23 protein-coding genes are annotated in these 25,519 nt (G+C 62.6%); 16 read left to right on the plus strand and 7 right to left on the minus strand.

Annotated features, from left to right (window positions below; all coding sequences use genetic code 11):
* Positions 1-52: 52 nt before the first annotated feature.
* Positions 53-127 carry a 50S ribosomal protein bL37 gene (locus IV500_RS22355; protein ID WP_104061284.1) on the minus strand — a complete coding sequence of 25 codons (75 nt, stop codon included), beginning with the start codon at positions 125-127 and terminating at the stop codon, positions 53-55.
* 157 nt (positions 128-284) lie between these two features.
* On the opposite strand from IV500_RS22355, the gene IV500_RS19590 reads away from it, so the two are divergent.
* From IV500_RS19590 to IV500_RS19610, 5 genes are all read left to right on the plus strand, one after another.
* Positions 285-1,250: a zinc-binding dehydrogenase gene (locus IV500_RS19590; RefSeq protein ID WP_196398502.1), complete on the plus strand. Its 966-nt coding sequence runs from the start codon at positions 285-287 to the stop codon at positions 1,248-1,250.
* 89 nt (positions 1,251-1,339) lie between these two features.
* The gene (locus tag IV500_RS19595) at positions 1,340-1,654 is read left to right on the plus strand and encodes a GNAT family N-acetyltransferase (protein WP_196398503.1); all 315 of its coding nucleotides are present in this window, start codon (positions 1,340-1,342) and stop codon (positions 1,652-1,654) included.
* A gap of 78 nt (positions 1,655-1,732) precedes the next feature.
* Positions 1,733-2,167 (plus strand): ChaB family protein, encoded by a 435-nt coding sequence (locus IV500_RS19600; RefSeq protein ID WP_196398504.1) that lies wholly within the window; start codon positions 1,733-1,735, stop codon positions 2,165-2,167.
* A complete protein-coding gene (locus tag IV500_RS19605; protein WP_196398505.1) occupies positions 2,160-2,387 on the plus strand; it encodes a DUF3072 domain-containing protein in 228 nt (75 codons plus the stop codon). The genes IV500_RS19600 and IV500_RS19605 overlap by 8 nt, the downstream gene beginning before the upstream one ends.
* Before the next feature lie 31 nt (positions 2,388-2,418).
* A complete protein-coding gene (locus IV500_RS19610) occupies positions 2,419-3,297 on the plus strand; it encodes a Rieske (2Fe-2S) protein (RefSeq protein ID WP_196398506.1) in 879 nt (292 codons plus the stop codon).
* A 21-nt stretch (positions 3,298-3,318) separates the two neighbouring features.
* Here the strand turns inward: IV500_RS19610 and IV500_RS19615 are convergent, their stop codons facing one another.
* Together IV500_RS19615 and IV500_RS19620 are read right to left on the minus strand one after the other, a co-directional pair.
* Positions 3,319-3,918, minus strand: a complete 600-nt coding sequence (locus IV500_RS19615; RefSeq protein ID WP_196398507.1) for a GDSL-type esterase/lipase family protein — start codon at positions 3,916-3,918, stop codon at positions 3,319-3,321.
* 116 nt (positions 3,919-4,034) lie between these two features.
* Complete coding sequence (locus tag IV500_RS19620; protein ID WP_196398508.1) at positions 4,035-7,949, minus strand: multifunctional oxoglutarate decarboxylase/oxoglutarate dehydrogenase thiamine pyrophosphate-binding subunit/dihydrolipoyllysine-residue succinyltransferase subunit; 3,915 nt, start codon at positions 7,947-7,949, stop codon at positions 4,035-4,037.
* Between the two features lie 346 nt (positions 7,950-8,295).
* Here IV500_RS19620 and guaB1 point away from each other — a divergent pair, with 346 nt between their 5' ends.
* Positions 8,296-9,819 carry a GMP reductase gene (gene guaB1 / locus IV500_RS19625; RefSeq protein WP_196398509.1) on the plus strand — a complete coding sequence of 508 codons (1,524 nt, stop codon included), beginning with the start codon at positions 8,296-8,298 and terminating at the stop codon, positions 9,817-9,819.
* Between the two features lie 21 nt (positions 9,820-9,840).
* Positions 9,841-11,352, plus strand: coding sequence for an MFS transporter (locus IV500_RS19630; RefSeq protein ID WP_376770230.1), 1,512 nt, complete (start codon positions 9,841-9,843; stop codon positions 11,350-11,352).
* 258 nt (positions 11,353-11,610) lie between these two features.
* Here the strand turns inward: IV500_RS19630 and IV500_RS21725 are convergent, their stop codons facing one another.
* The 4 genes from IV500_RS21725 to IV500_RS19650 all read right to left on the minus strand — a co-directional run bounded on the left by IV500_RS21725 (position 11,611) and on the right by IV500_RS19650 (position 15,355).
* Entirely contained in the window at positions 11,611-12,012 is a 402-nt protein-coding gene (locus IV500_RS21725) for a LacI family DNA-binding transcriptional regulator (RefSeq protein WP_230855221.1), read from the minus strand.
* Between the two features lie 45 nt (positions 12,013-12,057).
* Positions 12,058-12,891: a carbohydrate ABC transporter permease gene (locus tag IV500_RS19640; RefSeq protein ID WP_230855232.1), complete on the minus strand. Its 834-nt coding sequence runs from the start codon at positions 12,889-12,891 to the stop codon at positions 12,058-12,060.
* 86 nt (positions 12,892-12,977) lie between these two features.
* Entirely contained in the window at positions 12,978-13,955 is a 978-nt protein-coding gene (locus IV500_RS19645) for a carbohydrate ABC transporter permease (protein WP_312875997.1), read from the minus strand.
* A 47-nt stretch (positions 13,956-14,002) separates the two neighbouring features.
* Positions 14,003-15,355, minus strand: coding sequence for an ABC transporter substrate-binding protein (locus IV500_RS19650; RefSeq protein WP_196398519.1), 1,353 nt, complete (start codon positions 15,353-15,355; stop codon positions 14,003-14,005).
* Between the two features lie 183 nt (positions 15,356-15,538).
* On the opposite strand from IV500_RS19650, the gene IV500_RS19655 reads away from it, so the two are divergent.
* The 9 genes from IV500_RS19655 to IV500_RS19695 all read left to right on the plus strand — a co-directional run.
* Positions 15,539-16,546 (plus strand): LacI family DNA-binding transcriptional regulator, encoded by a 1,008-nt coding sequence (locus tag IV500_RS19655; RefSeq protein WP_196398511.1) that lies wholly within the window; start codon positions 15,539-15,541, stop codon positions 16,544-16,546.
* 236 nt (positions 16,547-16,782) lie between these two features.
* Entirely contained in the window at positions 16,783-17,631 is an 849-nt protein-coding gene (locus IV500_RS19660; protein WP_196398512.1) for a sugar phosphate isomerase/epimerase family protein, read from the plus strand.
* Positions 17,628-18,767, plus strand: a complete 1,140-nt coding sequence (locus IV500_RS19665) for a Gfo/Idh/MocA family protein (RefSeq protein WP_196398513.1) — start codon at positions 17,628-17,630, stop codon at positions 18,765-18,767. Before IV500_RS19660 ends, IV500_RS19665 begins: the two co-directional genes overlap by 4 nt.
* On the plus strand, positions 18,764-19,693 hold the full coding sequence (locus IV500_RS19670; RefSeq protein WP_230855222.1) for a sugar phosphate isomerase/epimerase family protein: 930 nt from the start codon (positions 18,764-18,766) through the stop codon (positions 19,691-19,693). Before IV500_RS19665 ends, IV500_RS19670 begins: the two co-directional genes overlap by 4 nt.
* A 50-nt stretch (positions 19,694-19,743) precedes the next feature.
* The gene (locus IV500_RS19675) at positions 19,744-20,748 is read left to right on the plus strand and encodes a Gfo/Idh/MocA family protein (protein ID WP_196398514.1); all 1,005 of its coding nucleotides are present in this window, start codon (positions 19,744-19,746) and stop codon (positions 20,746-20,748) included.
* 28 nt (positions 20,749-20,776) lie between these two features.
* On the plus strand, positions 20,777-21,850 hold the full coding sequence (locus IV500_RS19680; protein WP_230855223.1) for a LacI family DNA-binding transcriptional regulator: 1,074 nt from the start codon (positions 20,777-20,779) through the stop codon (positions 21,848-21,850).
* A 105-nt stretch (positions 21,851-21,955) separates the two neighbouring features.
* Positions 21,956-23,392 (plus strand): glucuronate isomerase, encoded by a 1,437-nt coding sequence (gene uxaC / locus IV500_RS19685; RefSeq protein ID WP_196398516.1) that lies wholly within the window; start codon positions 21,956-21,958, stop codon positions 23,390-23,392.
* Complete coding sequence (locus IV500_RS19690) at positions 23,389-24,900, plus strand: mannitol dehydrogenase family protein (protein WP_376770231.1); 1,512 nt, start codon at positions 23,389-23,391, stop codon at positions 24,898-24,900. The genes uxaC and IV500_RS19690 overlap by 4 nt, the downstream gene beginning before the upstream one ends.
* A 98-nt stretch (positions 24,901-24,998) precedes the next feature.
* The coding region (locus tag IV500_RS19695) for an enolase-like domain-containing protein (RefSeq protein WP_512699642.1) at positions 24,999-25,519 on the plus strand (521 nt) is incomplete at its 3' end.

Here is a 25,519-nt window from a genome sequence, read left to right on the forward strand (position 1 = left end):
ACCTCCCAAACCGAATGGTTCAAGAGGTCTCTTTCAGCTTTGAGCACAAGGGTTAAGCGTTGGGACGCTTACCGTGGTTTGCGCCGCCACGCTTCCGGTCACGACGCTTGCGTGCACGCTTAGACATAGCTGCCTCCCATCTTCTGAAACGATTTGGAAAAGATTCGCCCTCTAGTCTCCCACACGCCGTGGCCGCTGACCTAACCGGTGTTGATGCCCCGTCGACCATCCCGTGTGGGGTGGATCGATAGTATCGAGGTAAGTCCAGCCGAAGGAGACCTGTTATGCGTGCAGTGTTCGCGACCGCCATTTCCGCCGACGATCCGTTGTCCGGATTGGAGGTTGGAGAGCTCGACGACGTTGCCGGTCCGCCCGGCTGGGTCAAGGTCACGTTGAAGACGTCAGCGCTGAACCATCACGATCTGTTTTCGCTCCGCGGAATGGGGCTTAGCGCAGACAAGCTGCCGATGGTGTTGGGCTGCGACGGAGCAGGCATCGACGAGGACGGCCAGGAGGTGATGGTGCATGCAGTGATTCCAACCGACGGTTGGCGCGGCGATGAGACACTGGACCCCAAGCGCAGTCTGCTCTCCGAGGTCCATCCCGGGACGTTTGCCGATTATGTCTGGGTCCCTGCGGGGAATGTGCTGCCGAAACCGGCCGAACTGAGCTGGGAAGAAGCAGGTTGTTTGTCAACTGCCTGGCTGACCGCTTTCAAGATGCTCTTTTCAGTCTCTCCGGTCGGCCCCGGTTCCACCATCCTGGTTCAAGGTTCCGGGGGCGGCGTGGCTACGGCCCTCATCACGATGGCAGCGAAAGCGGGCTTTCGGGTCTGGGTGACCGGACGAACCGAGGGCAAACGAGCCGCCGCCCTGGGCCTGGGTGCGGCGGAAGCCTTCGAACCCGGAGCGCGACTGCCCGAGCGGGTAGACGTGGTTTTTGACTCCGTGGGCCAGGCAACGTGGAATCATTCCCTTAAGAGTCTCAAACCGGGGGGCGCGATAGTTACCTGCGGTGCGACCAGCGGGTTCAATCCACCGGCGGAGCTGAGCAGGGTCTTTTTCACACAGCTGCAGATATTGGGATCCACTATGGGCAACCGGTCGCAATTCCACCGGTTGGCGCAGTTCCTGGTCAGTTCCGGTGCCCGACCCCTAATTGATTCGGTGCGGCCGCTGGAGCAGGCCAGGGAAGGATTTGCCCGGATGCTCACTGGCGACGTGCAGGGAAAGATCGTGTTCACGCACTGAGGGAGCACGCGCTGGTTTGTTGTCTCGGCCGGCCGGCCGGCACGTACCGGGCGGTTGTCTCCGCGGCGAAGAAGTGCAAGGCTCAGGGTATGAGCGAGGATGCCAGCACAAACGTTTCCATGGCCCGCCGGGATGACCGGAAGCACTATGAGGGGCTCGTCGGTGTGGAGCCTGCGGTGACCATCACTTACCTGGAGCGCCCGGAAAGCGTCGACTTTTTGCACACGGAAACCGTGGAGAAGTTCCAAGGACAGGGCCTGGCGACGAAACTGGCGCTTTTTGCCTTGGCGGATGCGGTCAACCGGGGGAAGCGGATCATCCCGCACTGTGCCTTTGTCGCCGATATTGTCAGCAGCCGTGAGGAATACGAAGGCAAGGTCGATTGGCCGGGGACAGGGGCTTAATGAGCAAACGTCCGGAACTACAGCGGCGAAGGTGGCCGCGCAGATAACTGCGCACAATCAGTGAGAGAGGATCAGCTGGTGCCGAAATCAGACAAGAGCGGACACCCGAGAAACAGTGAGCTGCCGGGGACGTTGCAGCGTTCGAGTGAACATGCGCAGGCGACGTTTGCGCAGACGTATGATTCCGCGATGGGGGAGTACGACGACGCCGAACGTGCCGCACGCACCGCGTACGCTTCGCTCAAACACAGCTATGAGAAGGTCGGCGATCGCTGGGAGGCGAAGGATCAGGCTGGTCCCTCCGACAGCCAGGCCAAGGGCGGCAAGGACACCGACCTGCCCACCGCGGGCGGCGTCGATGCCAACGCCTCCAAGGAGCATCTGTACGAGTTGGCCAAGAAGCTGCACGTGCCGGGACGTTCGGGCATGGGCAAGGGCGAACTGGTCGACGCGTTGCAGAAGGCCCGTGAACGCAAGACCCGGCAGAGCCGTTCGGGAGAGAGCAATGAGTGAGGAAATGCTTGGCAGTCCTACGCCGGAGCCCAGCGACAGCGCTGCGAAAGATCCGCAGGACTGGGTTACCGGGGATGAGCCTATGACCGGGGCGCAGCGCAGTTACCTTGACAATTTGGCGCGTCAGGCGGGCGAAGAAATACCTGCTGACATCAGTAAGGCGGATGCCTCCGAGCACATCGACAGGTTGCAGGAGAAGCTCAAGCAGCAGGACCAGTAAGTACCCGAGAGCAGTAAGAGCAGGAGAAACCGTGAAAACGCTTCCGCTGTTGAACGCCGTCGACCGTCTGGAGAACTTAAAGGCGCTGGACCCGGTGGCCGGTGCCGTCCGTGATGTGGTGAACAGGGCCGTCCGCCCGCGTTGGTTGCGGGACGTACTGCACGGAGTACCACTGGGACACCCGCTGCATCCATTGCTGGTGCAGGTTCCCCTTGGTGCATGGATCAGCGCGGCGGTGCTTGATTCCCTGCCCGGTGGGGCTCCTGCGGCTACCGCTCTGGTAGCGGTCGGGCTGGGTACCGCCGGGCCGTCAGCGCTTGCCGGCTATGTGGACTTTTCCGAGCTCCATGAACAGCAGCAGCGTGTTGGCGTGCTGCATTCGGCTGCCAACCTGGCCGCCGTCGGCCTGTACACGGGATCTTTGCTGCAGCGTCTGCGCGGTAGATCACGTAGCGGGAAGGTGCTCGGATATTCCGGTCTTGCCGTGGTGATGGCCGGCGGCTGGCTGGGCGGGCATTTGGCCTACCGGCAGGCAGCCGGTGCCAATCACACCGAGGATGTTCCGCACCTGGTCCGGCCCGGATGGCAGCAGCTGGTGCCGCTGGACGAACTCACCGAGGGCAAAATGGAGCGCCGGATGCTTAATACGGTTCCGCTGCTGGTCCTGCGGACAAAGCACGACGGAGTGCACGTCCTCTCCGACACCTGCAGCCACCTCTCCGGGCCATTGAGCCAGGGGACGCTGCAGACCGCCGACGGCACAGCCTGCGTTATGTGTCCCTGGCACGAAAGCGTTTTTTCCCTTCTTACCGGCGAGGTCGTGCACGGCCCGGCAACCTCACCCCAACCAGTCTTCCAGACACGCATCATCGACGGCACCGTGGAAGTCTGCCTGCCGGGTGCCGGTTAGAGAACTTTCTGCCAGGACCGGCTAGAGAGCTTCGGGGATGTTGAGCCACTGATACCAGCCGCGGTGCAGGACCAGCCACGCCATGAGACCGTAGCCGGCCTGCCCCGGTGTGCCGCCATTCGCAGCCAGATCGGTGCGCCACTGCTCGTGATTCTGCAGCGGGGAGAAAGTATCCACGTACCGGTGCTTGCGCCGCGTGGTGACGTCTGCGAAGGCCGTGTTCAGGTCCGCGAGCTTCTTGTTCAAGGCCGGGTCGAGGCTGGGCGGAGGGCCGACGACAAAGGCCGGGATGCTCAGTTGGGCGGCGCCGTCGAGGATGTTAGCCAGGTTCAGCCGGCTGCGGGCCGTGGATAGACCAAAATCTATGTCGCGGCCGGAGAGCCCGATGACCAGCCGATTTTCGTGGAAGTCGCCAAAGCGCCGGCCGCACTCCTGCAGCCAGCGCCCGGCGAGTGCCTCGGTGCCTTCCTGCGGGCTCGGTAGCGGGTACGCCTCCAAGGACATCCCCTCCTGCGGGGTCCGGGCCAGTACACGGCCGAGCCAACCCAGTGCGCGCGGGTCGCCCACGCCCGCAATGAGCTCATCTCCAACCGCGGCAATCCGCAGTTTCCTGTCCTCCACTATTGACCTCTCGTGTACTGCGTTAGGAACTGCCGTGACGGTTAAATGCCCCGGTGCTGGATGTTACTGCCGTAACGGATGCCCTCCCTGCCGTGCAGGCCGGACATCCGCTGCTGCTACTGGCGTTCGAATGCTTTTTTCAGCAGCAGAGCCTGCTCAACGGCATGTCGCTTTGCCGAGCCGGTGGCCGTTGAGGCCGAGGCCGGCCTGGATATCAGACGCAGCGCACGGTCCAGTTTCGGCGCCAGATTCAGGCCCATGAACGGCCAGGGTCCCTGGTTGGCAGGCTCATCCTGCGCCCAGACAATGTCCGCGTTCGGGTACTTGGCGAGCTCGGCACTAATCTCCGCCAGCGGCAGGGGATACAGCTGCTCCACCCGGATAATGGCAGATTTGCTGTCCTGTGCTTTCTGCCGGGCCGCCAGCAGATCGTAGTAGAGCCGGCCGGAGACCAGAACCACGCGTTCGACGGCGTTTCCATCCTGCACTGCCTCGTCACCAATAACCGGGCGGAAGCTACCCGACGTGAAGTCCTCGACGGCCGATGCGGCTGCCTTCAGGCGCAGCAGCTGTTTGGGCGTAAAGACAATCAGCGGTTTGCGCGGCTTGCTGTATGCCTGACGGCGCAACAGATGGAAGTGCGAAGCGGGAGTCGTCGGGTTGGCGACGATCATGTTTTCCTCCGCACACATCTGCAGGTAGCGCTCGATCCGGGCGGACGAGTGGTCCGGGCCCTGACCTTCATAGCCGTGCGGCAATAGCAGTACCAGGGAGGAACGCTGCCCCCACTTCTGCTCGGCCGAGGAAATGAATTCGTCCACTACCGTCTGGGCGCCGTTGGCGAAGTCGCCGAACTGGGCCTCCCAGATCACGAGGGCATCCGGGCGCTCCACCGAGTAGCCGTATTCAAAGGCCATGGCTGCGTATTCGGACAATAGCGAATCGTAGATCCACAGTTTCGCCTGTGAATCACTGAGCTCGGTCAGCGGCGTCCACTCATTGCCGTTGGCGCGGTCGTGGAAGACCGCGTGGCGTTGGACGAACGTGCCGCGGCGAGTGTCCTGACCGGCCATTCTGACCGGCACGCCCTCCATCAGCAGCGAGCCAAGGGCGACGAGCTCGCCAAAGCCCCAGTCGATATTGCCTTCACGGGACATCAAATCGCGCTTTTCCAGCAGCGCCTTGAGCTTTGGGTGGACCGTAAAGCCCTCCGGCACGCTAACGTGCGCGTGGCCGATCTGCGCCAGTACCTCCGCCGTGATGGCTGTGGACGTCGGTTCGTTCACACCGCCGTCGGCCTGCTGCGCGGCCGGCCGCTCCAGATCCGATACTGCCTGCGAATCGGTGGGGACGACCGGAATAGGGGACGTCTGCGCGGCGTGCGTTTCCGCGAAGACGCGTTCCAGACGCTCCTGGTAGTCCCGCAATAACTGCTCGGCCTCTTCCTCGGAAATATCGCCGCGGCCGATCAGGGCCTCGGTGTACAACCGGCGGACCGAACGCTTGGCTTCGATCAGGTTGTACATCAGCGGCTGCGTCATCGACGGGTCATCGCCCTCGTTGTGGCCGCGACGGCGGTAACAGACCAGATCAATGACAACATCCTTGCGGAATTTCTGCTGGAAATGATAGGCCAGCTGAGCCACCCGGACAACGGCTTCCGGGTCATCGCCGTTGACATGGAAAACCGGCGCCTGGATCATCTTCGCTACATCGGTGGAGTACACAGAAGAGCGGGAGGACGACGGCGCCGTGGTGAATCCGACTTGGTTATTCACTACGACGTGAATGGTTCCACCGGTGCGGTAGCCGCGCAGCTGGGACAGGTTCAGCGTTTCGGCGACAACGCCCTGCCCGGCGAACGCGGCGTCTCCGTGCACCATGATCGGCAGCACGGGGAACTCTTCGCCCTGATCGAGACGGTCCTGCTTGGCGCGGACAATGCCTTCAATGACTCCGTCTGCGGCTTCCAAGTGGGACGGGTTCGCAGCCAAGTAGACCTTGGTTATATTGCCCTTGTCCGAGGTGAAGGTGCCTTCGGTGCCCAGATGATATTTCACGTCACCGGAGCCCTGCACACTGCGCGGATCCTGGGTTCCTTCAAATTCGCGGAACACCTGCGCGTAGGTTTTGCCGGCAATGTTGGTGAGCACGTTCAGGCGGCCGCGGTGTGCCATGGCGATCGCCACCTCGTCCAGACCGTCGTCCGCAGCGTCGGAGATGATGTTGTCCAGCAGCGGGATCAGCGATTCTCCGCCCTCGAGGGAAAAACGCTTCTGGCCGACGAACTTGGTCTGCAGGAAAGTCTCAAAGGCCTCTGCCGCATTTAACCTGGAAACAATCCTCAGCTGTTCTTCACGGCTGGGCTTGGAGTACGGGTGTTCCAGCTGGTCCTGGAACCAGTGGCGCTGTTCGGGATCCTGAATGTGCATGTACTCGATGCCGGTCGTACGGCAGTAGGCATCGCGGAGCACGCCGAGGATGTCGCGGAATTTCAGCATCGGTTTGCCGCCAAAGCCGCCGGTGGGCCATTCGCGGTCCAGGTCCCATAGTGTCAGTCCGTAGGTCAGCACGTCCAGATCCGGGTGCTTGCGCTGGACATATTCCAGCGGATCCGTGTCCGCCATGAGGTGTCCGCGGACACGGTAGGAGTGGATCAGCTGTTGGATCCGGGCCACCTTGTTGATCTCTTCCGCAGGGTCAACCTGCAGGTCGGGGCTCCAGCGGACCGGCTCGTAGGGGATCCGCAAAGATTCGAAGATCTCGTCGTAGAAGTTCTGCGCACCGAGGAGAAGCTGCTGGACCAGCCGCAGGAACTCACCGCTGCCGGCTCCCTGAATCACCCGGTGGTCGTAAGTGGAGGTCAGCGTGAGGACCTTGCTGATCGCGTTCCGCGCAAGGATCTTAGCGCTGGTGCCCTGGAACTCGGCGGGGTAGTCGAGGGCACCAACCCCGATGATGGCGGCCTGCCCCTTGGACAAACGCGGCACCGAGTGTACGGTGCCGATGCCCCCGGGGTTGGTCAGGGAGACCGTGGTGCCGGAATAGTCATCGGCGGTCAGCTTACCGTTACGGGCCCGCTTAATAAGGGCCTCGTAGGTCTGCCAGAACTCGGAGAAGTTCAGCGTCTCCGCCTTCTTGATATTCGGTACTACCAAAAGGCGGGAACCATCGGGCTTGGGCATGTCGATGGCGATGCCGAAGTTTACATGTGCAGGCTGCACCGCAACGGGCTTGCCGTCCGCCTCGTCGTAGTGGACGTTCATGGACGGGAACTGGGCCAGCGCCCGGATCACGGCATAGCCGATCAGGTGGGTGAACGAAACCTTCCCGCCCTTGGCCCGGGCGAGATTTGAGTTCAGCACCAAGCGGTTGTCAATGAGCAGCTTGGCAGGGATTGCCCGCACACTGGTGGCAGTGGGGACCTCCAAACTGGTAATCATGTTCGTGGCGATGGCCTTCGCCGGTCCACGCAGAACGGTCTTCGTGTCCTCTTCGGGGATCGAGTTGTCCTTCGCGGTGCGGGGGAGCTGGGCAGGTATAGGCGTCGAGTTGTTGCGGGCCGCATCCTTCGCCGGAGCCGGCCGAGTCGACGGCCCGGCAGCCGCGGCACGGGCGCCGCCGGCTGAAGCCGCGGAAGGGGAAGTGGCAGCTGCGGGGGCAGCGGCAGCTGTGGTCTTGCCGGCTGTGGGGGCAGGTTTGGTTGCCCCCGGCGTGTTCGTGGGCTTGGCAGGGGCAGCTGCGGCCGCAGGTTTGGTTGTCGCGGGCGGCTTCGCGGGCACCGCCGCCGCTGCACCGGCTGCTGCCGGCACGATGGGAAGTTCCCGGGTTACCGGATTCCCGGTGCCTGAATTTGACGATTGGCGTCCGTCAGCCGTATTTCCGCCGTCTGAATCGAAGGATTCGAAGAGCGGCCACCACTTGGCATCGACAGATTTTTTGTTCTCCTGATACCGCTCATACAGCTCGTCAACGAGCCACTCGTTTCCGCCAAAGTCCTCGGGTAGACGGTGGATTGGTTGATCTGGCACGTGGAATACGCCTCTTCCGTGAGTTCTAGTTGCCCGCTGACAGGACCTGGCCGCACGCGGGAGCTGCTCCTGCGTTCTGCCGTGCGGTTTCTGCCATGTTCTGCCTTGCCCGGACCGGGTCTTTCAAACCTTCGCCCCATGACAGTCTAGTGAGAAGAACAAGGCGCAGGCCAATCTGGCTCCGGCCTGCGGGGAGTTTCTGGCTAGACTCGTCATGTTGGCGTGAACGGGCCCCTGGGCCCGTCAGCAACGGTCTTTTTATCTGCAGTAACGGCGTTCTGGCCGCAGCAGAATTTTCGCAGTGTGTTCCGTTCTCTCTTTTTCCGTTCGATCGAAGGTAGTGCCCATGCGGTTCCTGAACACTCCCAGCACAGACCTGACGTACTCGGACGTCTTCCTCGTCCCGTCCCGTTCGGAAGTGGCTTCCCGCCTGGACGTGGACCTGTCCAGCAGTGATGGAACCGGAACCACCATTCCACTGGTGGTGGCCAATATGACTGCCGTGACGGGTAAGCGCATGATGGAGACCGTTGCGCGGCGGGGTGGTCTGGCGGTTCTGCCACAGGACATTCCGCTGCCGGTGGTCCGCGACGTGACGAGTTGGGTGAAACAGCGGGACCTGTTGTTCGAAACTCCGCTGACTTTAACGCCGCAGGATACGGTGATCGACGCGCTGCACCTGATGAGCAAGCGACCGCATAATGCCGTGCTGATAATTGCAGGGCCCGAGGGGGACGACGGCGACGCGGGCACCTTTGTGGGGCTGGTCCGGGCCGCCGACTGCGTGGACGTGGACCGTTTTTCCTCCCTCCGGTCAGTGCTGCACAGCAACGTCGTGACCCTTGATGCCGCTCCCTTTGATCACGCGACTCCCTTTGATCATGCCGGTCCCTTTGACAACACCGCGGTGGCCGACAAGCAAGCTGGTGCCCTTCGGGATGCTTTTGAACTGCTGGACGCTGCCGGCTCCGATTTTGCCCCGGTGCTCCGGGAGGGCAAGGTGATTGGTGCGCTGACCCGCACGGGGGCCCTGCGTTCGACGATTTACCGGCCCGCGGTGGACAACACCGGCGCGCTTCGGGTGGCGGCCGCCGTCGGCATTAACGGTGATGTGCAGGCGAAGGCCAGTGCGCTGCTCGAAGCCGGCGTCGATACGTTGGTGGTGGATACGGCCCATGGTCACCAGCGGAAGATGATCGAGGCGGTCCAGGCCGTGCGCCGGGTGGCCGGTGATGCCCGGATCGTGGCGGGCAACGTGGTCAGTGCCGACGGTGTCCGTGATCTGGTGGCGGCGGGAGCCGACATCATCAAGGTAGGGGTCGGGCCCGGTGCCATGTGCACTACCCGGATGCAGACCGCCGTCGGCCGCCCGCAGTTTTCTGCCGTCCACGAGTGTGCCGCCGCCGCCGCGGAGCTGGGTGCCTCGGTTTGGGCCGATGGCGGGGTGCGGTATCCGCGTGACGTCGCATTGGCCCTTGCCGCAGGCGCAAGCCAGGTCATGATCGGCTCGTGGTTTGCCGGCACCTATGAAAGCCCCGGAGACCTGAATACGGACAGCGAAGGTCGACGCTATAAGGAAAGCTTCGGGATGGCCTCGGCGCGGGCCGTGCAGCACCGAACGCAGCGCGACGGTGCCTTTGACCGGGCCCGAAAGGGCTTGTTCGAGGAGGGGATCTCGTCCTCGCGGATGTACCTGGACCCGGCACGCCCCGGGGTGGAGGACCTGCTGGACCTGATCACCTCCGGTCTGCGCAGCTCGATGACGTACGCGGGCGCCCGGAACCTGGCCGAATTCCACCGCAACGCCATAGTGGGCGTGCAGTCCGCTGCCGGGTACGACGAAGGTCGCCCGCTGCGAACGAGTTGGTAGCCGGCAGGCACGGCAGGTACGGTGCGCGCTGATTGGACCCCGGCCGGGGATTCTGCAGATCCGACTGGCCGTTCAGTCCCGGGCCGGGGGCTGGCCTTGCTGGCGGCGGCGACGTTCTTTATGGAGAATCTGGACGGAACGGTCCTGGTCACCGCCGTGCCCAGCATTGCCGGGGATTTCAACGTGGCCTCCGCCGATGTGAACATCACCATGACGGCGTATTTGGTGACCGTTGCGATGTGCATCCCGCTGAGCGGGTGGTTGACCGAGCGGTTCGGTGACCGCAGGATCTTCTGCACTGCCATTGCGGTGTTTACACTCGCGTCCGGGTTGTGCGCGCTGAGCCCGGACCTGACGCTGCTCACAATGAGCCGGATCCTGCAGGGGATCGGCGGGGCCATGATGGTGCCGGTGGGCCGGCTTGTGGTGTTGCGAAGCACAGAGAAGAAGGACCTGCTGCGGGCGATTGCCTTCCTCACCTGGCCGGCGCTGCTGGCCCCGGTGATTGCGCCGTTGGTCGGCGGCGTGTTGACCGCTTATTTGTCCTGGCACTGGATCTTCCTGATCAATATTCCTCTCGGTGCGGTCGCATTCCGGGCAGCGGCACGGATGGTGCCGCTGCGGGCACCGGCGGCACATACCGGTCTGGACTGGGTTGGCTTCGGCTGTTCCAGCGCGGCGATCGGCGCCTTGGTGATCGGGCTGGAGCTTCTCTCGGCCGGTGCCGGCGCCGGTGCAAGTGGTGGCGGTGCAGACGGTACCGGGGGCGCCCTGCTCAGTGCCGCCGTCGGCCTGCTGGTTTTCGCCGCCGTCATTGGCGGTCTTGGGATCCGCTGGATGCGACATAGGCCGCGGTCGCTCTTTGACCTCTCCACCTTTACCGTGCGCACGTTCCGGGCCTCCAACGCCGGTGGTTTCATCTTCCGGATCGCCATCAGCTCGGCCCCGTTCCTGCTGCCGCTGCTGTTCCAGGATGGTTACGGCTGGGATCCGGTGCGCTCCGGGCTGATGGTGGCCGCGGTCTTTGTGGGAAACATCGGGATCAAGCCGGCGACTACCCCGCTGATTCGTCGGCTGGGTTTCAAAAGCGTGCTGCTGCTGGCCATCTTTGGTTCCGCTGCGACCTTTGTGGTTTGTGCCGTGATGCCCGCGGTGACGGCGGAGCCGCTGATTTTTATCCTGTTGGTGGTCAGCGGCGCGTTCCGCTCGATCGGATTCACAGCCTACAACTCCATACAGTTTGCCGACATCGGACCGGAGAAGATGAACTCTGCCAATGCGCTTTCCGCCACGATCAGCCAGCTCGGAGCGGGACTGGGTATTGCGGTGGGCGCACTGGCGGTGCGGGTGGGAGCGGGGCTGGGCAATGGGGGAGCGGCGGGAACGGTGTTCGCATTCGGCTCCGACCCCCTGATGAAATATCGTGTCGCGTTCCTGGCCATGGCGGTTCTGGTATTGCTGTGCAGTATCGATACCGTACGTCTGCCGGCCGGTGCGGCAGCCCACGTCAGCGGTCCCCGGACCAAGGGCTGAAGCCGGCGGCTTCGAGCGTCGGCAGCGGCGGGACCGGAATAGGTGCGTGGTGCAAAGGGTCCAAGTCTGCGGACGTCAACTGCACGATCCTGCGCAGCGGCGCCCAGCGTCTGCCAGCGGGGCTGGCCAGAACGCGCGGCATCGGGGCCGGCGATGAAGGCGATTTTGGAATGGCCCAGTGAAATCAGATGGTCCAAAGCCTGCGTGGTGGCCGCGGGGGTGTCCAGAATGACAGACGGGATCCCTTCCACCTGGCGGTTAATTGTGACCATCGGCAGCTTGCCGGCAGCTGCCCAAAGCACCTCCCCGCGTAGCTGGCGCTGTGAGGATGGCGCCGTCGGCCGTTCTGCGCACCTGTTCCAAGGTACGTGCCTCAACTTCTTCGGACTCCTCGGTGTCCACCAGCAACTGGGTATAACCGGCGACGGCGTTCGCCCGGCCGGGACCAGACACCTTGTCCCGGGAACCTGGAATGTAGCGCCGCTGCGCGGCGGCCGCATCGATCCGCTCCCGGGTGTGGACGTTGACCCGCCAGGGCGTGGAAAATGCCCGGGATACGGTGAAGGCCGCCACGCCGCATACCGCCGCAATGTCGTTGATCGTGGCCCGCCGTTGTGGAGCCCCGCCGCGCTGCACGGCGTCACCAGCGGCCGTGCTCATGTGGTTTTCTTTATCGTTAACTGTATGGTTTTCCTGCCGACGGGCCTATTTCACGCCCCCCGCGGTGAGCCCGCCGACCAGATACCGCTGGAAGATCAGGTACAGCAGCACCACGGGCACCGCACACACCAAGGCAGCGGCCATCATCTGGCTGTAGACCGGAATTGCTCCGCCCTCCTGACCGGCGCTGAACACCTGCAAGGCGATGGCCGCCGTCGCCGTATCGGGCCGGGTAAGGACGGAGGCGAACAGTACGTCATTCCAGCCGAGCAAAAAGGCGAAGATACCGGACACCACAATGCCCGGCCAACTGAGCGGAATGATGATCTTGAACAGAATGCCCAGATTGGATGCGCCGTCAATGCGTGCTGCTTCTTCCAATTCCCGTGGAAGCCCGCGCAGATAGGTGACCATGACCCAGGTGGAGAACGGCAAGGCAAAAGTCAGGTATGCGATGAACAGCCCCCAGCGGCTGCCGATCACGGAAATGCCGAAGTACGTTCCCGCGGAGGAGAAGAGCACGAAGACCGGCAGCACCATCAGCGTTCCCGGAATGCTTTGCAGACCGAGGAGCCCGCGCAGCACGGTCAGGCGGCCGAAGAAGGTAAAGCGGACCAGGACGTAGGCCGTCCCGATGGCGATGACGGCCGAAACAACTGCCACGGACCCGGCAACAATTAGGCTGTTCGTGATGCCCCGGCCCAACCCAACGGTGGTCCAGATCTTCGTGTAGCTTTCGAAGGAAAACTGGCTCGGCCAAAATTCCCCGCCCGCTACGCCGGCGTCCGTATTAAGGGAGGCCAGGAAAATGTAAGCGATCGGAACCAGCACCAGCAGGCACAGCAACGTCGTCAGAACAGCGATCAGCGGTGTTGGCATCAGCCGGGTGACTTGGGCGCTGCGGCCGGTTCGCGCGGATACGCGTTGTTTTTTACTGCGGAGTTGTTTCTCGCTTAAGCGCGTGCTCATTTTTTGACTCCATCCTCGTGGACGTCCAGCTTGACCGCCCGCAGATAAATAAACAGCGGAATGAGAATCAGGATCAGGGATACCACTGCCATCGCGGCACTGAGACCGAACCGGAAGCTCTGGAAGCTGGTCACATAGACCAGAATCGGCAGTACATTGACGTCCGCCGGAGCTGGTGCGCCGAACAGCACGAACGGCAGGGTGAAGTTGTTAATGTGGTTCAGGGTGCCCAGCAGGAAAGCCAGTGAAACCGGGCCCTTCAGATACGGGAAGATCACGTAGCGCAGCTTGCGCCACCAAAGGGCGCCGTCCAGGGCCGCGGCCTCATGGACCTCGTGGTCCACCGATTGCAGGCCTGCGAGCGCGAGCAGATAGATGAAAGGCCACGCCGCCCAGATCTCCACCAGGATCAGCGTCCAGTACGACTGCGGCCCGTTCAGCCACAAACCGCCCTCGATCCCGACATTATGCAGCACCGTATTAACGATTCCGTCCGGCTGCAGCATGGTCTTCCAAACGGTGGCTACCACGAAGGACGGCAGGACGTATGGAATCAGGAAGACTGCCCGGACGACGGCGCGTCCCCGATACGCGTTCTGCGTCACCACCGCGGCGGCCACCCCGAGGGGGACGGTTACCACGGTGGAAATGATGGCGAACGAGACACTGATCCAAATCGCGCGCAGCAGTTCGGTCTTGGTGATCGCCTCAATGAAGTTTTCGACTCCGATGAACGGCGTGCTGAGCCACTTGCGCAGGGTGTATTGATCGAGATCAATAACCGACATGTAGATGCCTAGTGCCAGCGGGATGAGGATGACCAGCGTCATCAGCAATCCGCCGGGCGCCAGCAGCCAGAGCGGCCGGTTCCGTTCGGTTACGCCCTTACGTTTCCTACTCTTCCGCGAAGGGCCGTCACCGGCGGACCGCCCGGGGGCGGTCCGCCGGTTCTTGCGTGTTGCCTCAATCGACACTGTGCTTCCTTACGCCTGCAGTTATTTCCGATGCTTCGCTGGCTGGTTTACTTTGCCCGGTCCAGGGCCGCTTGGGACTTGGACTGGGCGTCCTTGAGTCGGGAGGAGAGATCAGAATCGCTGACGGAACCAGCGGCCAGATCCGGAATGGACTGGACGGCGACGTTGGTCAGGGCCAGCTGCACATCGCCCCAGGCGCCGCTGAACGGCGTCGCCACCGATTTGGCAGCGGACTCCAGGGCGGGAGCAACCATCGGATCGTTGTTCAGAGCCTTGGCGGCGTCCGCGTTCGTCGGCAGTTCCCCAAAAATCGAGTAGTAGTCGGACTGGGCATCCTTTTCCGTGATCATTTTGATGAACGCAAAGGCCAGGTCCTTTTGCTTGGAGTAGTCGGCGACCACCAGATTGTCGCCGGAGAGGATGCTGGCGGCTTCAACGCCGTTGGGAGGCCGGCTGGTGGCTCCGGGGGGGATCATGGGCATCAGTGCGTACTTGTACTTGCCTTTCACCGCGGATTTATCCAAGGTGGGGATACTCAGTGGAGAGGTCATCGGGAAATAAGCGGCCTTACCCGCGGCGAACGCGGCCAGTGCCTGCGCGTTGCCCCAACCGACGGACGCCGGGTCCACCGAGTGATCATTCGTCAGCCAGCCGAAGTAGGTTTCGTAGGCCTTTTTGACGGTTGGATCATCGATCTTCACACTCTTGCCGTCGATCAGCTTGTTTCCGGCCTGGATAGACATGCCCCAGATGAACTTCCAGGGGTCGAAGTTGTCCTTGTAGGCGATAGCCAGGCCGAATTGATCGCCGGACGTCAGTTTTTTGCCGTGCTCGGAGAATTCGTCCCACGTTGTCGCCGGCTTGTCGATGCCGGCGTTCTGCAGGAGCTCGGTGTTGTAGGCCATTACGAAGGGACGGCTGACGAACGGGATACCGATTTGATTCTTATCATCGGGTCCGGAGATACCCAGCGACGCGGGAACGAACTTGTCCTTGCCGCCGATCATGTTCCACTCGGCATCGCCGAGCTTTACGAACGCGCCCGTCGAGTACGCGGTGGGAGTGAATGTTGTGCCCAGACCGTAGACATCCGGCCCCGTTCCCGAAACCACCGAGGTCTGAATGCGGGTCATTTCGTCGTTGGCAGTAGGGAAGGTTTCCCACTGGAGCGTAGCTCCGGTTTCCTGTTTGAACTTATCGGCGGTCTTCTTGAACCAGGCCTGCTGTTCCTGCGGGTACTGCGGTTTGGTACTGAACAGAACGGTCAGTGTCTTGCCCGTGCCATCGACCTTGCCGTTACTGCCGGTGCTGGAGCTCGTGCTGTTCCCGCCGCAGGCTGCCAGGGCCAGGGACAACGCTCCGGCCCCTCCTACCGCGGTAAGAAACTTCTTTCTGGTTATTTCCACCGTGTTCCTCCTCTAACTGGCCCTGTGGCTCGGAGTGATCCCGGCCACATCGATGCGGGTAATGAGCCAGACTCTACCCAGTGCGGCAAATAGTGCGCAAGGAGTTGCCAAAAATTTGCCAAAGGTATTGGATAAGGTCCTACAGCGGATACTTTTCCGCCCGGAGAGGGCATCGGCGTGAGCATAGATCGGACGCAGAAGCGGGCAACTATTCATGACGTCGCAGCCCGTGCGGGCGTGGCGACGTCCACCGTTTCCCGCGCCCTGTCGGATCCGGGACGGATCAGTGCCGGCACCAGGGCACTGGTCCTGGCTGCTGCGGGGGAGCTGGGGTACGTGCCCAATTCGCGTAATCGTCCGGCACCGGGTGCGAGAACCGGAGCGGTGGCCCTGCTGGTTCCGGACATCACCAATCCGTTCTATTTCGACATCATCCACGGGACGCAGGAACAGCTCAAGGCCGCCGGCTATACCCAGCTGCTCGTTGACACGGAGGAATCGGCCGACGTCGAACGCTCCGCGTTGGAGTCCATGATGACGGCTGCCGACGGTGTGATTCTCGCGGCCTCCCGGCTCCCGGACGCGATTCTGGCCGAGGCCGCGACACGGATCCCTTTAGTGACGGTTAACCGCAACGACGCCGTCGTCCCCACCGTGCTTATCGATACCACCATGGGTGTCCAGCAGGCGGTGGAGCATCTGGTGTCGCTCAATCACGCCCGGCTTGCCTTCATCTCCGGACCGGCTAAATCCTGGACTAACCAGTGGCGCTGGCAGGCGTTCGAAGCAGCGGCGGCCCGGCACGGTGTCCAGGCGCTGCGGATCGGACCCTATGCGCCGAAACCGACGTCCGGGGCGGCCGCGGCCGATGCCGTGCTGATCACCGGTGCCACAGCGTGTGTGGCCTTCAACGATCTGCTGGCCATCGGAATGCTGCAGCGCTTTATTGCCCGGGGGGTTAACGTCCCCGCGGATATCAGCATTGTAGGCTGTGATGACATTTTCGGTGCGAATTTCTGCAATCCCCCGTTGACGACCATTACCGCGCCGATCGAGCAGGCGGGCCGGGTAGCCACCAGCATGCTGCTCGCCAGGATCGCCGGAGGCTCGCCCGCTGGACACCAGATGACCCGGTTGCCGACGCATCTGACGGTCCGGGAGTCCACCGGCGTCCGCCCCGAATAGGCGGCGCGCTTGGGCTGGCGAGCCCATGGAGCTGGCAGGACCGATTCGATGCCCAGCTAAAAATGGCTTTTCGCTGCTTTTGGCAATCGGTTGTCAAACTGTCCAGCGACCGGTAGACTTCCAGCCAGAAGCCCGCCACGTGTTCTGCATCACGAACGGTGCGCGGCCCGAACGGGACGGCACTAACCTTGTCCGTCCGGAAGACGGGGAACCATCCATTCGAAGTGGAGAAATAGATGCACACCGACGTGGCTGTGAAGTGGAAGCTCTCCGGATTTGGCGACGAGATCGATCCGGACCCGGAGCTGCAGGCCTGCGTGCTGCTGGCCTTGGGGGCAAGGAACATTGAGGTGCGCAGCGCCTGGGGCATCAACGTGGTGGATTTGGACGCGGAGCAGACGGCAGCGTTGCGAAAGACATTGGACGCCAGGGGGCTTGCAGTCTCCGCCGTCGCCTCGCCGATTGGCAAAGTGGATGTTTCCCTTGACCCGGATCACGAAGTCGAGCGCCTGCGCAAGGTCATCCACGTGGCCAAGGCGCTGGACAGCAAGTATGTCCGTGTTTTTTCCTTTTATCGGGCAGCAGGTATTGCAGCGGCGAGTGTTCGTGACGACGTGCTTGTACGGATGCGCCTGCTCGCCGACGAGGCGGAGCAGTCCAACGTCGTTCTGCTGCACGAAAACGAAAAAGAAATCTATGGAGATACCCCGGAACGGGTCCTGGACATCATCGAATCGGTAGGCTCGGACGCCCTCAAAGTGGCTTGGGATTCCGCGAACTTTGTCCAGGTCGGCGTGCGGCCCTTTAGCCAGGCCTATGCCATGCTGCGCCCGCACTTGGAATACCTGCAGGTCAAAGACGCGCTGCTGGCCACCGGACAGGTAGTTCCCGCCGGCCGTGGTGACGGACAGCTGCTTGAGACGCTCACGGCCCTGCGCGACGACGGCTACCGCGGATATGCGTCGCTGGAGCCGCACCTGGCCGATACCAACGCCCTGGGAGGATTTTCCGGACCGCTTGCCTTCGGCGAAGCCGCCCGCGCATTCGCGGAGCTGACAAACAAGATTGGAGTGGCACTTTCATGAGCACAAACACCATTAAGGACAGCAGTAGGAAAATTCGGTTCGCTCTCGTTGGCGCGGGGATCATCGGCAATCAGCACGGGACGGTCATGCGTGAGCTCGCTGATGAGTTGGAGCTGGTGGCCGTCGTCGATGTCGAACGTTCCAAGGCGGAAACTATTTCCGCCCAGTACGGTGGGACCGTTTATACCTCGCTGACGGATGCGCTCGCGGCGAGCGAGTTCGACGCCGTCGCCGTTTGCACGCCGACCGGAGCGCACGCGGAGGTCGCCATTGAAGCACTACAGGCCGGCAAGCACGTAATCATTGAGAAGCCCGCGGAAGTGACGCTGGAAAAGACCGACGAAATCATTGCCGCTCAACAGAAGGCCGGGACCAAGGTCACCGTTATTTCCCAGCACCGCTTCGATCCGTCCACCGAAATTGTGCTTGCCGCAATCGCCAATGGCGAGCTTGGCAGACTGACATCGGGGATCGCATCCATTGACTGGTGGCGGGGACAAAGCTATTACGATTCCGGCGATTGGCGCGGAACCTGGGCCATGGACGGTGGAGGCGCCTTGATGAACCAAGGCGTTCACACAGTGGATCTCCTGGTGGCCGCGATGGGTAGACCAGTGGAAGTCTTTGCCTACACGGCGTGCCTGGCACACGAGCGCATTGAGGTCGAGGACGTCGCGGCGGGTGTGGTGAAATTTGAAAGCGGCGCGCTGGGCGTTCTGCACGGGTCCACTGCGGCCTTCCCGGGGCTGAGTGCGCGTCTGCAGGTTCACGGTGACAAGGGCTCGGCCGTGATCGACAACGACAAGTTGACCTACATTCATACGACGGCGGCCGGCTCGGCGAAGGATGAGAAGTTTTTCGGTTCAAACGAGCCGAGCAATCAGCTGGATCGTTACCAACTGCAGGACAGTTCCGCCCCTGCGGCCGGGGCGGACCCGGGGCAGCTCTCGGACGCCCACCGGCACCAATACCGCAACTTCCTGGCCGCGCTGAGAGGCGAAGAGGAGATCCGGGTCGGGCTGGCCGAAAACCGGCAATCCGTCAGCGTCATCATGGGAGTTTACGAATCAGCACGTACCGGTAAGCCCGTAAGCCTGGTTAAGGATGCATCTGCGGACAAGGGAGGTCAGCGATGACCGGGACACCCATGACCGGGACACCGCGCCGGCACGTTCCGCAGGTGGCAGCGAACCCCATTCCGTACTGGTCCAGGGGCGGGTCGGTGGATAAGTCCAAAGGGGTCTTTGAACAGGCGTTCAAGGACTTCCAGCGAATCGGGTTTACGGCCGTCAAAGCCGATGTCCCGGAGGGGATGAGTGCCGGGGACTACTCGGAATGGATCGGCGGTTACGGGCTGTCCCCGTCGTTGAGCCTGTTTAACTCGGCCTTCGACGAGACCATCCGGATCGGCGACGAGGTGGAGCGGGCGAAGACATTCGCGGCGGACCAGCTGGCGCTGGGACTGGATCGCACCATGATCTCCTCCATGTCGCTCCCCGCCCGCCTGGCCAAGCCCGCCGTGGGCGCGGATTTCAGTGAAGACAGGCTGCAGTTGGCCATAGAGAATGTGGGGACGGTATGCAGGACCTTGCAGTCCGAAGGTCTGCGGCCATTGCATCACTCCCATATCGGCGGGGTTTTTGAGACAGAAGATGAGATTACCCGGCTGCTGGACACCTTGGGCAAAGACATTATCGGCTTCGGGCCGGATACGGGACACCTCCGCTGGGCCGGCATTGACCCGGTGGCAATGATCGGCCGCTACGCGGACAGGATCGGCGGAATCCACCTCAAGGACGTCTTTGCGGACTACCTGGATCCGCAGTCCCGGGAGGGGATGGGGTACTTTGAAGTGTCGGCAACCAAACGGCTATGGGCGGAACCTGGACTCGGTGTGCTCGATCTGCCGGCGGTGATTGCCGCGATGCCGGAGGACTACGACGGCGACTACATGATTGAGGTTGATCAGCCCAGCGTCGACTCGCTCTTTGAGTCGCACCGGATGTCCTATGAGTGGGCACGGCAAACGTTGGATTCCCGCCTCACACCGGGCCGCAGCTGAGCTATGGCAGCGGCCGGGCAAAAAGCAGCAGCCAGTGATAGAGGAGCAATATGCGTACAGCGGCGGTGATTGGGTGCGGGGACGTCTCGGCCGTGCACTTCGAGGCAATTGCCGCCAACCCCGATATTGAGCTGGTGGCTGTCTGCGATGCCGACCCGTCGCGTTTGGCCGCTGCTGCCGCGTTCCACGGGGTTAAAGGCTACGCGGACCATCAGACCTTGTTGGATGAGGTCCGCGTGGATGTGGTGCACATCTGCACCCCGCACAGTCAACATGCGTCGATGGCCGTTGACGCCCTTGAACGCGGCGTCAACGTCCTGATGGAAAAGCCGCTGGCCCACACCCTGATCGGAGGCGAAAGGCTGGTGCAGGCCGCCTCCCGCAGCTCAGCGAGAATCGGCGTCTGTTTTCAAAATCGCTACAACGAGCCGGTGCAGGCGATGCATGCACTGCTCTCCAGCGGGGAACTGGGCGCGGTGACCGGCGGCGCCGCGACGGTGATGTGGTCCCGGTCAGCTGCCTACTATCAGGACCGCCCATGGCGCGGTACCTGGTCCGGCAGCGGGGGGGGACTGATGATGAATCAGGCGATCCACACGTTGGACCTGCTGCAATGGCTTGTGGGGGAAGTAGCAGAGGTTAGCGGTCACGCGGCGAGCCATCTGCTTGGCGACGTGATCGAGGTCGAAGACACAGCGGAACTTGCGTTGACGCACGTCAACGGTGCCCGGAGTGTTTTTTACGCAACATTGGCGAACACCGTAAACGCTCCGGTAACGCTGGATATCGTGGCAGAGAAGGCCGTGCTGAGCCTTCGCAATGGGCTAACCGTGACCTATCCGGATGGTCGCGTGGATGTGGTCCCGGAACGTGCGTCCCACTCGACTGGCCGCGCCTATTGGGGATTCTCACACGAACTTCTCATCCAGGATTTCTATTCAGCACTGAACAGGCCGGGCCCGTTCTGGATTTCGCCCGCCGAGGCGCTCAAATCCCTGCGGATCGTGAAGTCCCTTTATGCGCAGTCCTACCCAGACACGGTGCCCCATGCCTGACAGTGGCCCTATGCCTGACAGTGGCCCCATGCCTCCAGCCGGGCGCATGCTTCAACGCGCAGCGAAACAGCGAACAGCCCAAAGCCCTGCCACGATTTACGATATTGCCGCGCTCGCTGGAGTTAATGCTTCGACGGTGTCCCGTGCACTGACCAAACCGGGACGAGTCAGTGCCAAGACGCAAAAGAAGATCGAGGATGCGGCCGCCCAACTGAACTACCAAGCCAACCCGTTCGCGAGGGCCTTGCCCACGGGAAAGACCAACACCGTCGGGCTGATCGTCTCCGACATCACCAACCCGGCATATTTTGATGTCATTCGGGGCGCGGAGGGCGCGGCCTCCGCGCGGGACTACACCCTATTGCTGGCTGAATCGGCCGAATCAGCCCAGACGGAGCTGCTGGCCGCTAAACGCATCATGACCACGGTGGATGGCATCATCCTCGCAAGCCCCCGTCTGGCCGATGAACAGATCCGTGAATTAGCGAAGAAGAAGCCCGTCGTCGTTATTAACCGCATGGTCGAAGAGGTGGGCTGCGTCGTCGCTGACGTGCAGCCTGGCGTGACGGAAGCGGTACGGCATCTGGCCACGTTGGGACACGAATCCTTGGCCTATGTCGCCGGACCGGATAGATCCTGGATGTCCGGGCACCGCTGGGACAGTATCCGTGGCCGCTGTGAATGGTCCGGACTGCGGGTGCGCAAATTTGGCCCCGGTACGCCCACCGTCGATGGCGGCCGTGAGATGGCCGCGGCTATCCGGGAAAGCGGCGCAACCGGGATCATCTGCTACAACGACTTGATGGCAATCGGTTTAATGCAGGAATTGCAGTCAGCCGGCGTCCGGATACCTGCCGAATTCAGCATCGTCGGCTTCGACAACATCTTTGGCTCCGATTTTACGACTCCGCCGTTGTCTACGGTTAAATCACCGCTACGGGAAACCGGGGCGACGGCGCTGACTTTGATCTTGGCGGAACTGGCTGCCTCCATCGAGCCCGGTAGAGCAGATGACTCTGCGCTTCGGGCCGAAGCCGCGAAGCTGGCGACCGAGCTGGTGATCCGGGGTTCCAGCGGCCAGCACTCACCGGCCGCTCTTTGAGCCAAGCGTGGCCTTGCAGGGATAGACAGCACAGTCACGGAACGTCGGTGCGGCAAACTTTGGCAACCGGTTGACAAAACCAACACCCTGTTTGACTATTGACCTATGTCACAATCCATTGCAGCTGACCCGAACCGGCTTCTGCCGGCCGATCCAGGCACGCGGAGCATCGCGCGCAATCTCCTGAGCTTGGTCGAGGAGCTGCCGATCCTGTCCCCGCACGGGCACGTGGACGCGGCCATGATTGAACAGGACACACCGTTTCCTGATCCGGCCACGCTGCTCGTGACGCCGGACCATTACGTGACGCGTCTGATTCATTCCAGCGGAATTCCACTGGACCGGCTGGGTGCCGCCGGCAGCGGCACCCCCGGAGCACACGGCACCACGCCGCGGGACACCTGGCGCGAGTTCATTAAGGCCTGGCCGCTGTTTGAGGGAACAGCGTCCGGTTACTGGTTCCGTCAGGAGTTTGAGCACGTTTTCCACGTCGATATTTCCAGGCTTGACCAGCAGCCCGGCGAGGCGACTGCCGATGCAATCTATGACGAGCTCAATGCGCGCCTTTCGGATCCGGACTTCCGCCCGCGTCGGCTGTTTAGGGACTTCAACATCGAGGTGCTGGCCACCACCGATGATCCGCTGGATGATTTGGCCGCGCACGCGGCCCTCGCAGCGGATCCGACGTTCTCTTCCCGCGTCCTTCCGACTTTCCGGCCGGATGCATATCTTAAATTTCACACTCCGGACTGGGCGGCACGGGTGGAGCTGCTGATTTCCGCCGCGGGAGACGGGCAGAGCGGTTACGCCGGTTACATTCGCGCCCTGGAAAACCGTCGCCAGTACTTTGTGGAGCACGGCGCCGTGTCAGCAGACCACGGCTCGAAGACGGCCCTGACGCTGAAGCTGTCCGCGGCCCAAGCCCAGGAGCTATTTGACAAGGCCCGGCTTGGAAAGGCAACCGCCGCCGACGCGGACGTCTTCGAGGCCCACATGATGTACGAAATGGCCCGGATGTCCGTGGCCGACGGGCTCGTGATGACAATGCACCCCGGCGTCTTCCGCAATCACCACACTCCCACCTTCGAAGCCTTCGGCGCCGACATGGGACACGACATTCCCGTCCCGGTCAGCTACACGGAGGCATTGCGGCCGATGCTGGAGGACTTTGGCACGGCCCACGGTTTCCACTTCATTCCGTTCACTATTGACGAGACCGTATTTTCCCGGGAAATCGCACCCCTGGCCGGCTTTTACCCTTCCGTATTCATCGGAGCTCCGTGGTGGTTCCTGGACGCCCCGGACGCCATGCTGCGGTTCCGCTCCGCCGTGACGGAGACCGCCGGTTTCTCCCGGTCCTCCGGGTTCATTGACGACACCCGCGCGTTTTGTTCCATCCCGGCGCGGCACAATACCTCCCGCCGGATCGAGGCGAGCTTCCTGGCGCGGCTGGTGGTGGAGCACCGGGTCTCGCAGGAACGCGCCCGAAAGATCATTGTCGACGTGGTGGACGGCGCGCCGCGCAGGGCGTTCAAGCTGTGAGCGACGCACCCGTCAGTGTCCCGGACGTGAGCGGCCCGTTGCTGAGTCGCAAAACCTTCGATGCGCCGCCGCCCGCCCCGGTGCGGATCGTGCACCTGGGGCTCGGTGCCTTTCATCGCGCCCACCAGGCCTGGTACACCCAGCACGCCGATCCGAAAGGCGAGTGGGGAATTGCGGCTTTCACCGGACGTAGGCCGGACGCCGCGCTAACCCTGGCTGCCCAAGATGGGCTCTACACGCTAATCGAACGCGCGGATAGTGGTGACAGCTTCGAAGTCATCACGAGCATTGTCGAGGCCAATGACGGTGCCGATGTAGCCCGGCTGCTCGAACTGGTGGCAGCACCGTCGACGGCACTGGTGACCCTGACAATAACCGAGGCGGCCTACCATCTCGGCGCGGACGGCGAATTGGATGCCGGCGATCCGGCCGTAGCAGCTGACATCAAATTGCTCGCGGCGCGGACGGCTGCCGGCGGCCCTTTCGTGAACGACGACGAAATGAATGACGACGATGTGAACGATGACGGCGGCGAGTCCCGCCGGTGGGCGAGGACAGCGACGGGACGGCTGGTGCAGGCGCTGGACGCCCGGCGACGCTCCGGCGCGGGGCCCATCGCAATCGTCTCCTGCGACAATTTGGCACACAACGGCGCCGCTGCACGCACGGCCGTGCAGGGCCTCGCCGCTGCGGCTGATCCGGAGTTGACCGCTTGGATTGACGAAAATGTGAGCTTTGTCAGTACCTCGGTGGACCGGATTACGCCTCGTACCACGGATGCCGAGCTGGAGCTGGTGGCGGCGTCGTCGGGACTGCGCGATGCTGCCCCGGTGGTCACCGAGCCGTTCAGGAACTGGGTGCTCAGCGGAGACTTCCCCGCAGGCCGCCCGGAGTGGGAGCGTGCCGGGGCTGTTTTTGTGGACGACATTGAACCGTTTGAGAACCGCAAGCTGTGGCTGCTCAATGGTGCCCATTCGCTGCTGGCCTACGCCGGTCAGTTGCGCGGACACAGCACCGTCGCTCAGGCGCTGGCTGATCCGGATTGCCGGGCATGGATGACGGCCTTCTGGGACGAGGCGCAGGACGACTTGCCGGTGGCGGGTCTGGGCATTCCGGATTACCGGGAGGCCCTGTTGAAACGCTTCAGTAACAGCCGGATAACACATTATCTGGCGCAGATTGCCATGGACGGTTCCAGCAAATTGCGAATGCGTGCCTTTCCGGTCCTTAAAGCCGAGTTGACTGCGGGCCGTTCCGGGGAGGCCGCGGCCCGGATGATCGGTTCCTGGATCGCTTTCCTGCGCGCCTCCCGGGCCGCCGGAACCGCAGTGGAGGACACCAAGACCGCCGAGCTTGAAGCGGCGCTGGCATTGCCTGCGGGGGAGGACATCGGCGGGCTGCTGGAGCTGCTGGATCCAACTCTTGCGGCCAACGTCGAAGTGCGGAATCGCGTGCAGAAACTAGCCGAAAGATTGTCCAACGCTGTCCCTGGCCCCGCGGCCCCCTAAGTCCAAACAAACCGTGACCGGTGGTTTCAGGCAGTGTTGCTGCAACCGGAAGCGTCGACCCTGCATTTCCCCACCCGCTTTCGTTGAAAGGAATCTCCATGAAAATCACCGCTGCTGATGTGGTTGTTAGTAGTCCGTCGAGGAATTTTGTGACGTTGAAGATCACCACGGATGAGGGTTTTACGGGGTTGGGGGATGCGACGTTGAATGGGCGTGAGCTCGCCGTTGCAGCGTACCTGACCGAGCATGTGGTGCCGTTGTTGGTGGGGCGGGATCCGCACCGGATCGAGGACACCTGGCAGTTCCTGTACCGGAGCGCCTACTGGCGTCGGGGGCCGGTGACGATGGCGGCGATCGCGGCGGTGGATATGGCGTTGTGGGATATTAAGGGCAAGGTCGCGGGTTTGCCGGTGTATCAGCTGCTCGGCGGCGCCTCCCGGACGGCCCTGCGCACCTACGGGCATGCCTCCGGCCGGGATTTGCCGGAGTTGTTCGACTCGATCCGCCAGCATCTGGAGGAGGGGTATAAATCCATCCGGGTGCAGACCTCCATCCCGGGCATCAAGGCCCTCTATGGTGTTGCGGCCCAGGCACAGGCGACCGGCGAGCGCTATGATTA

The organism is Arthrobacter terrae (assembly GCF_015708085.1).
GTDB lineage: Bacteria > Actinomycetota > Actinomycetes > Actinomycetales > Micrococcaceae > Arthrobacter_M > Arthrobacter_M terrae.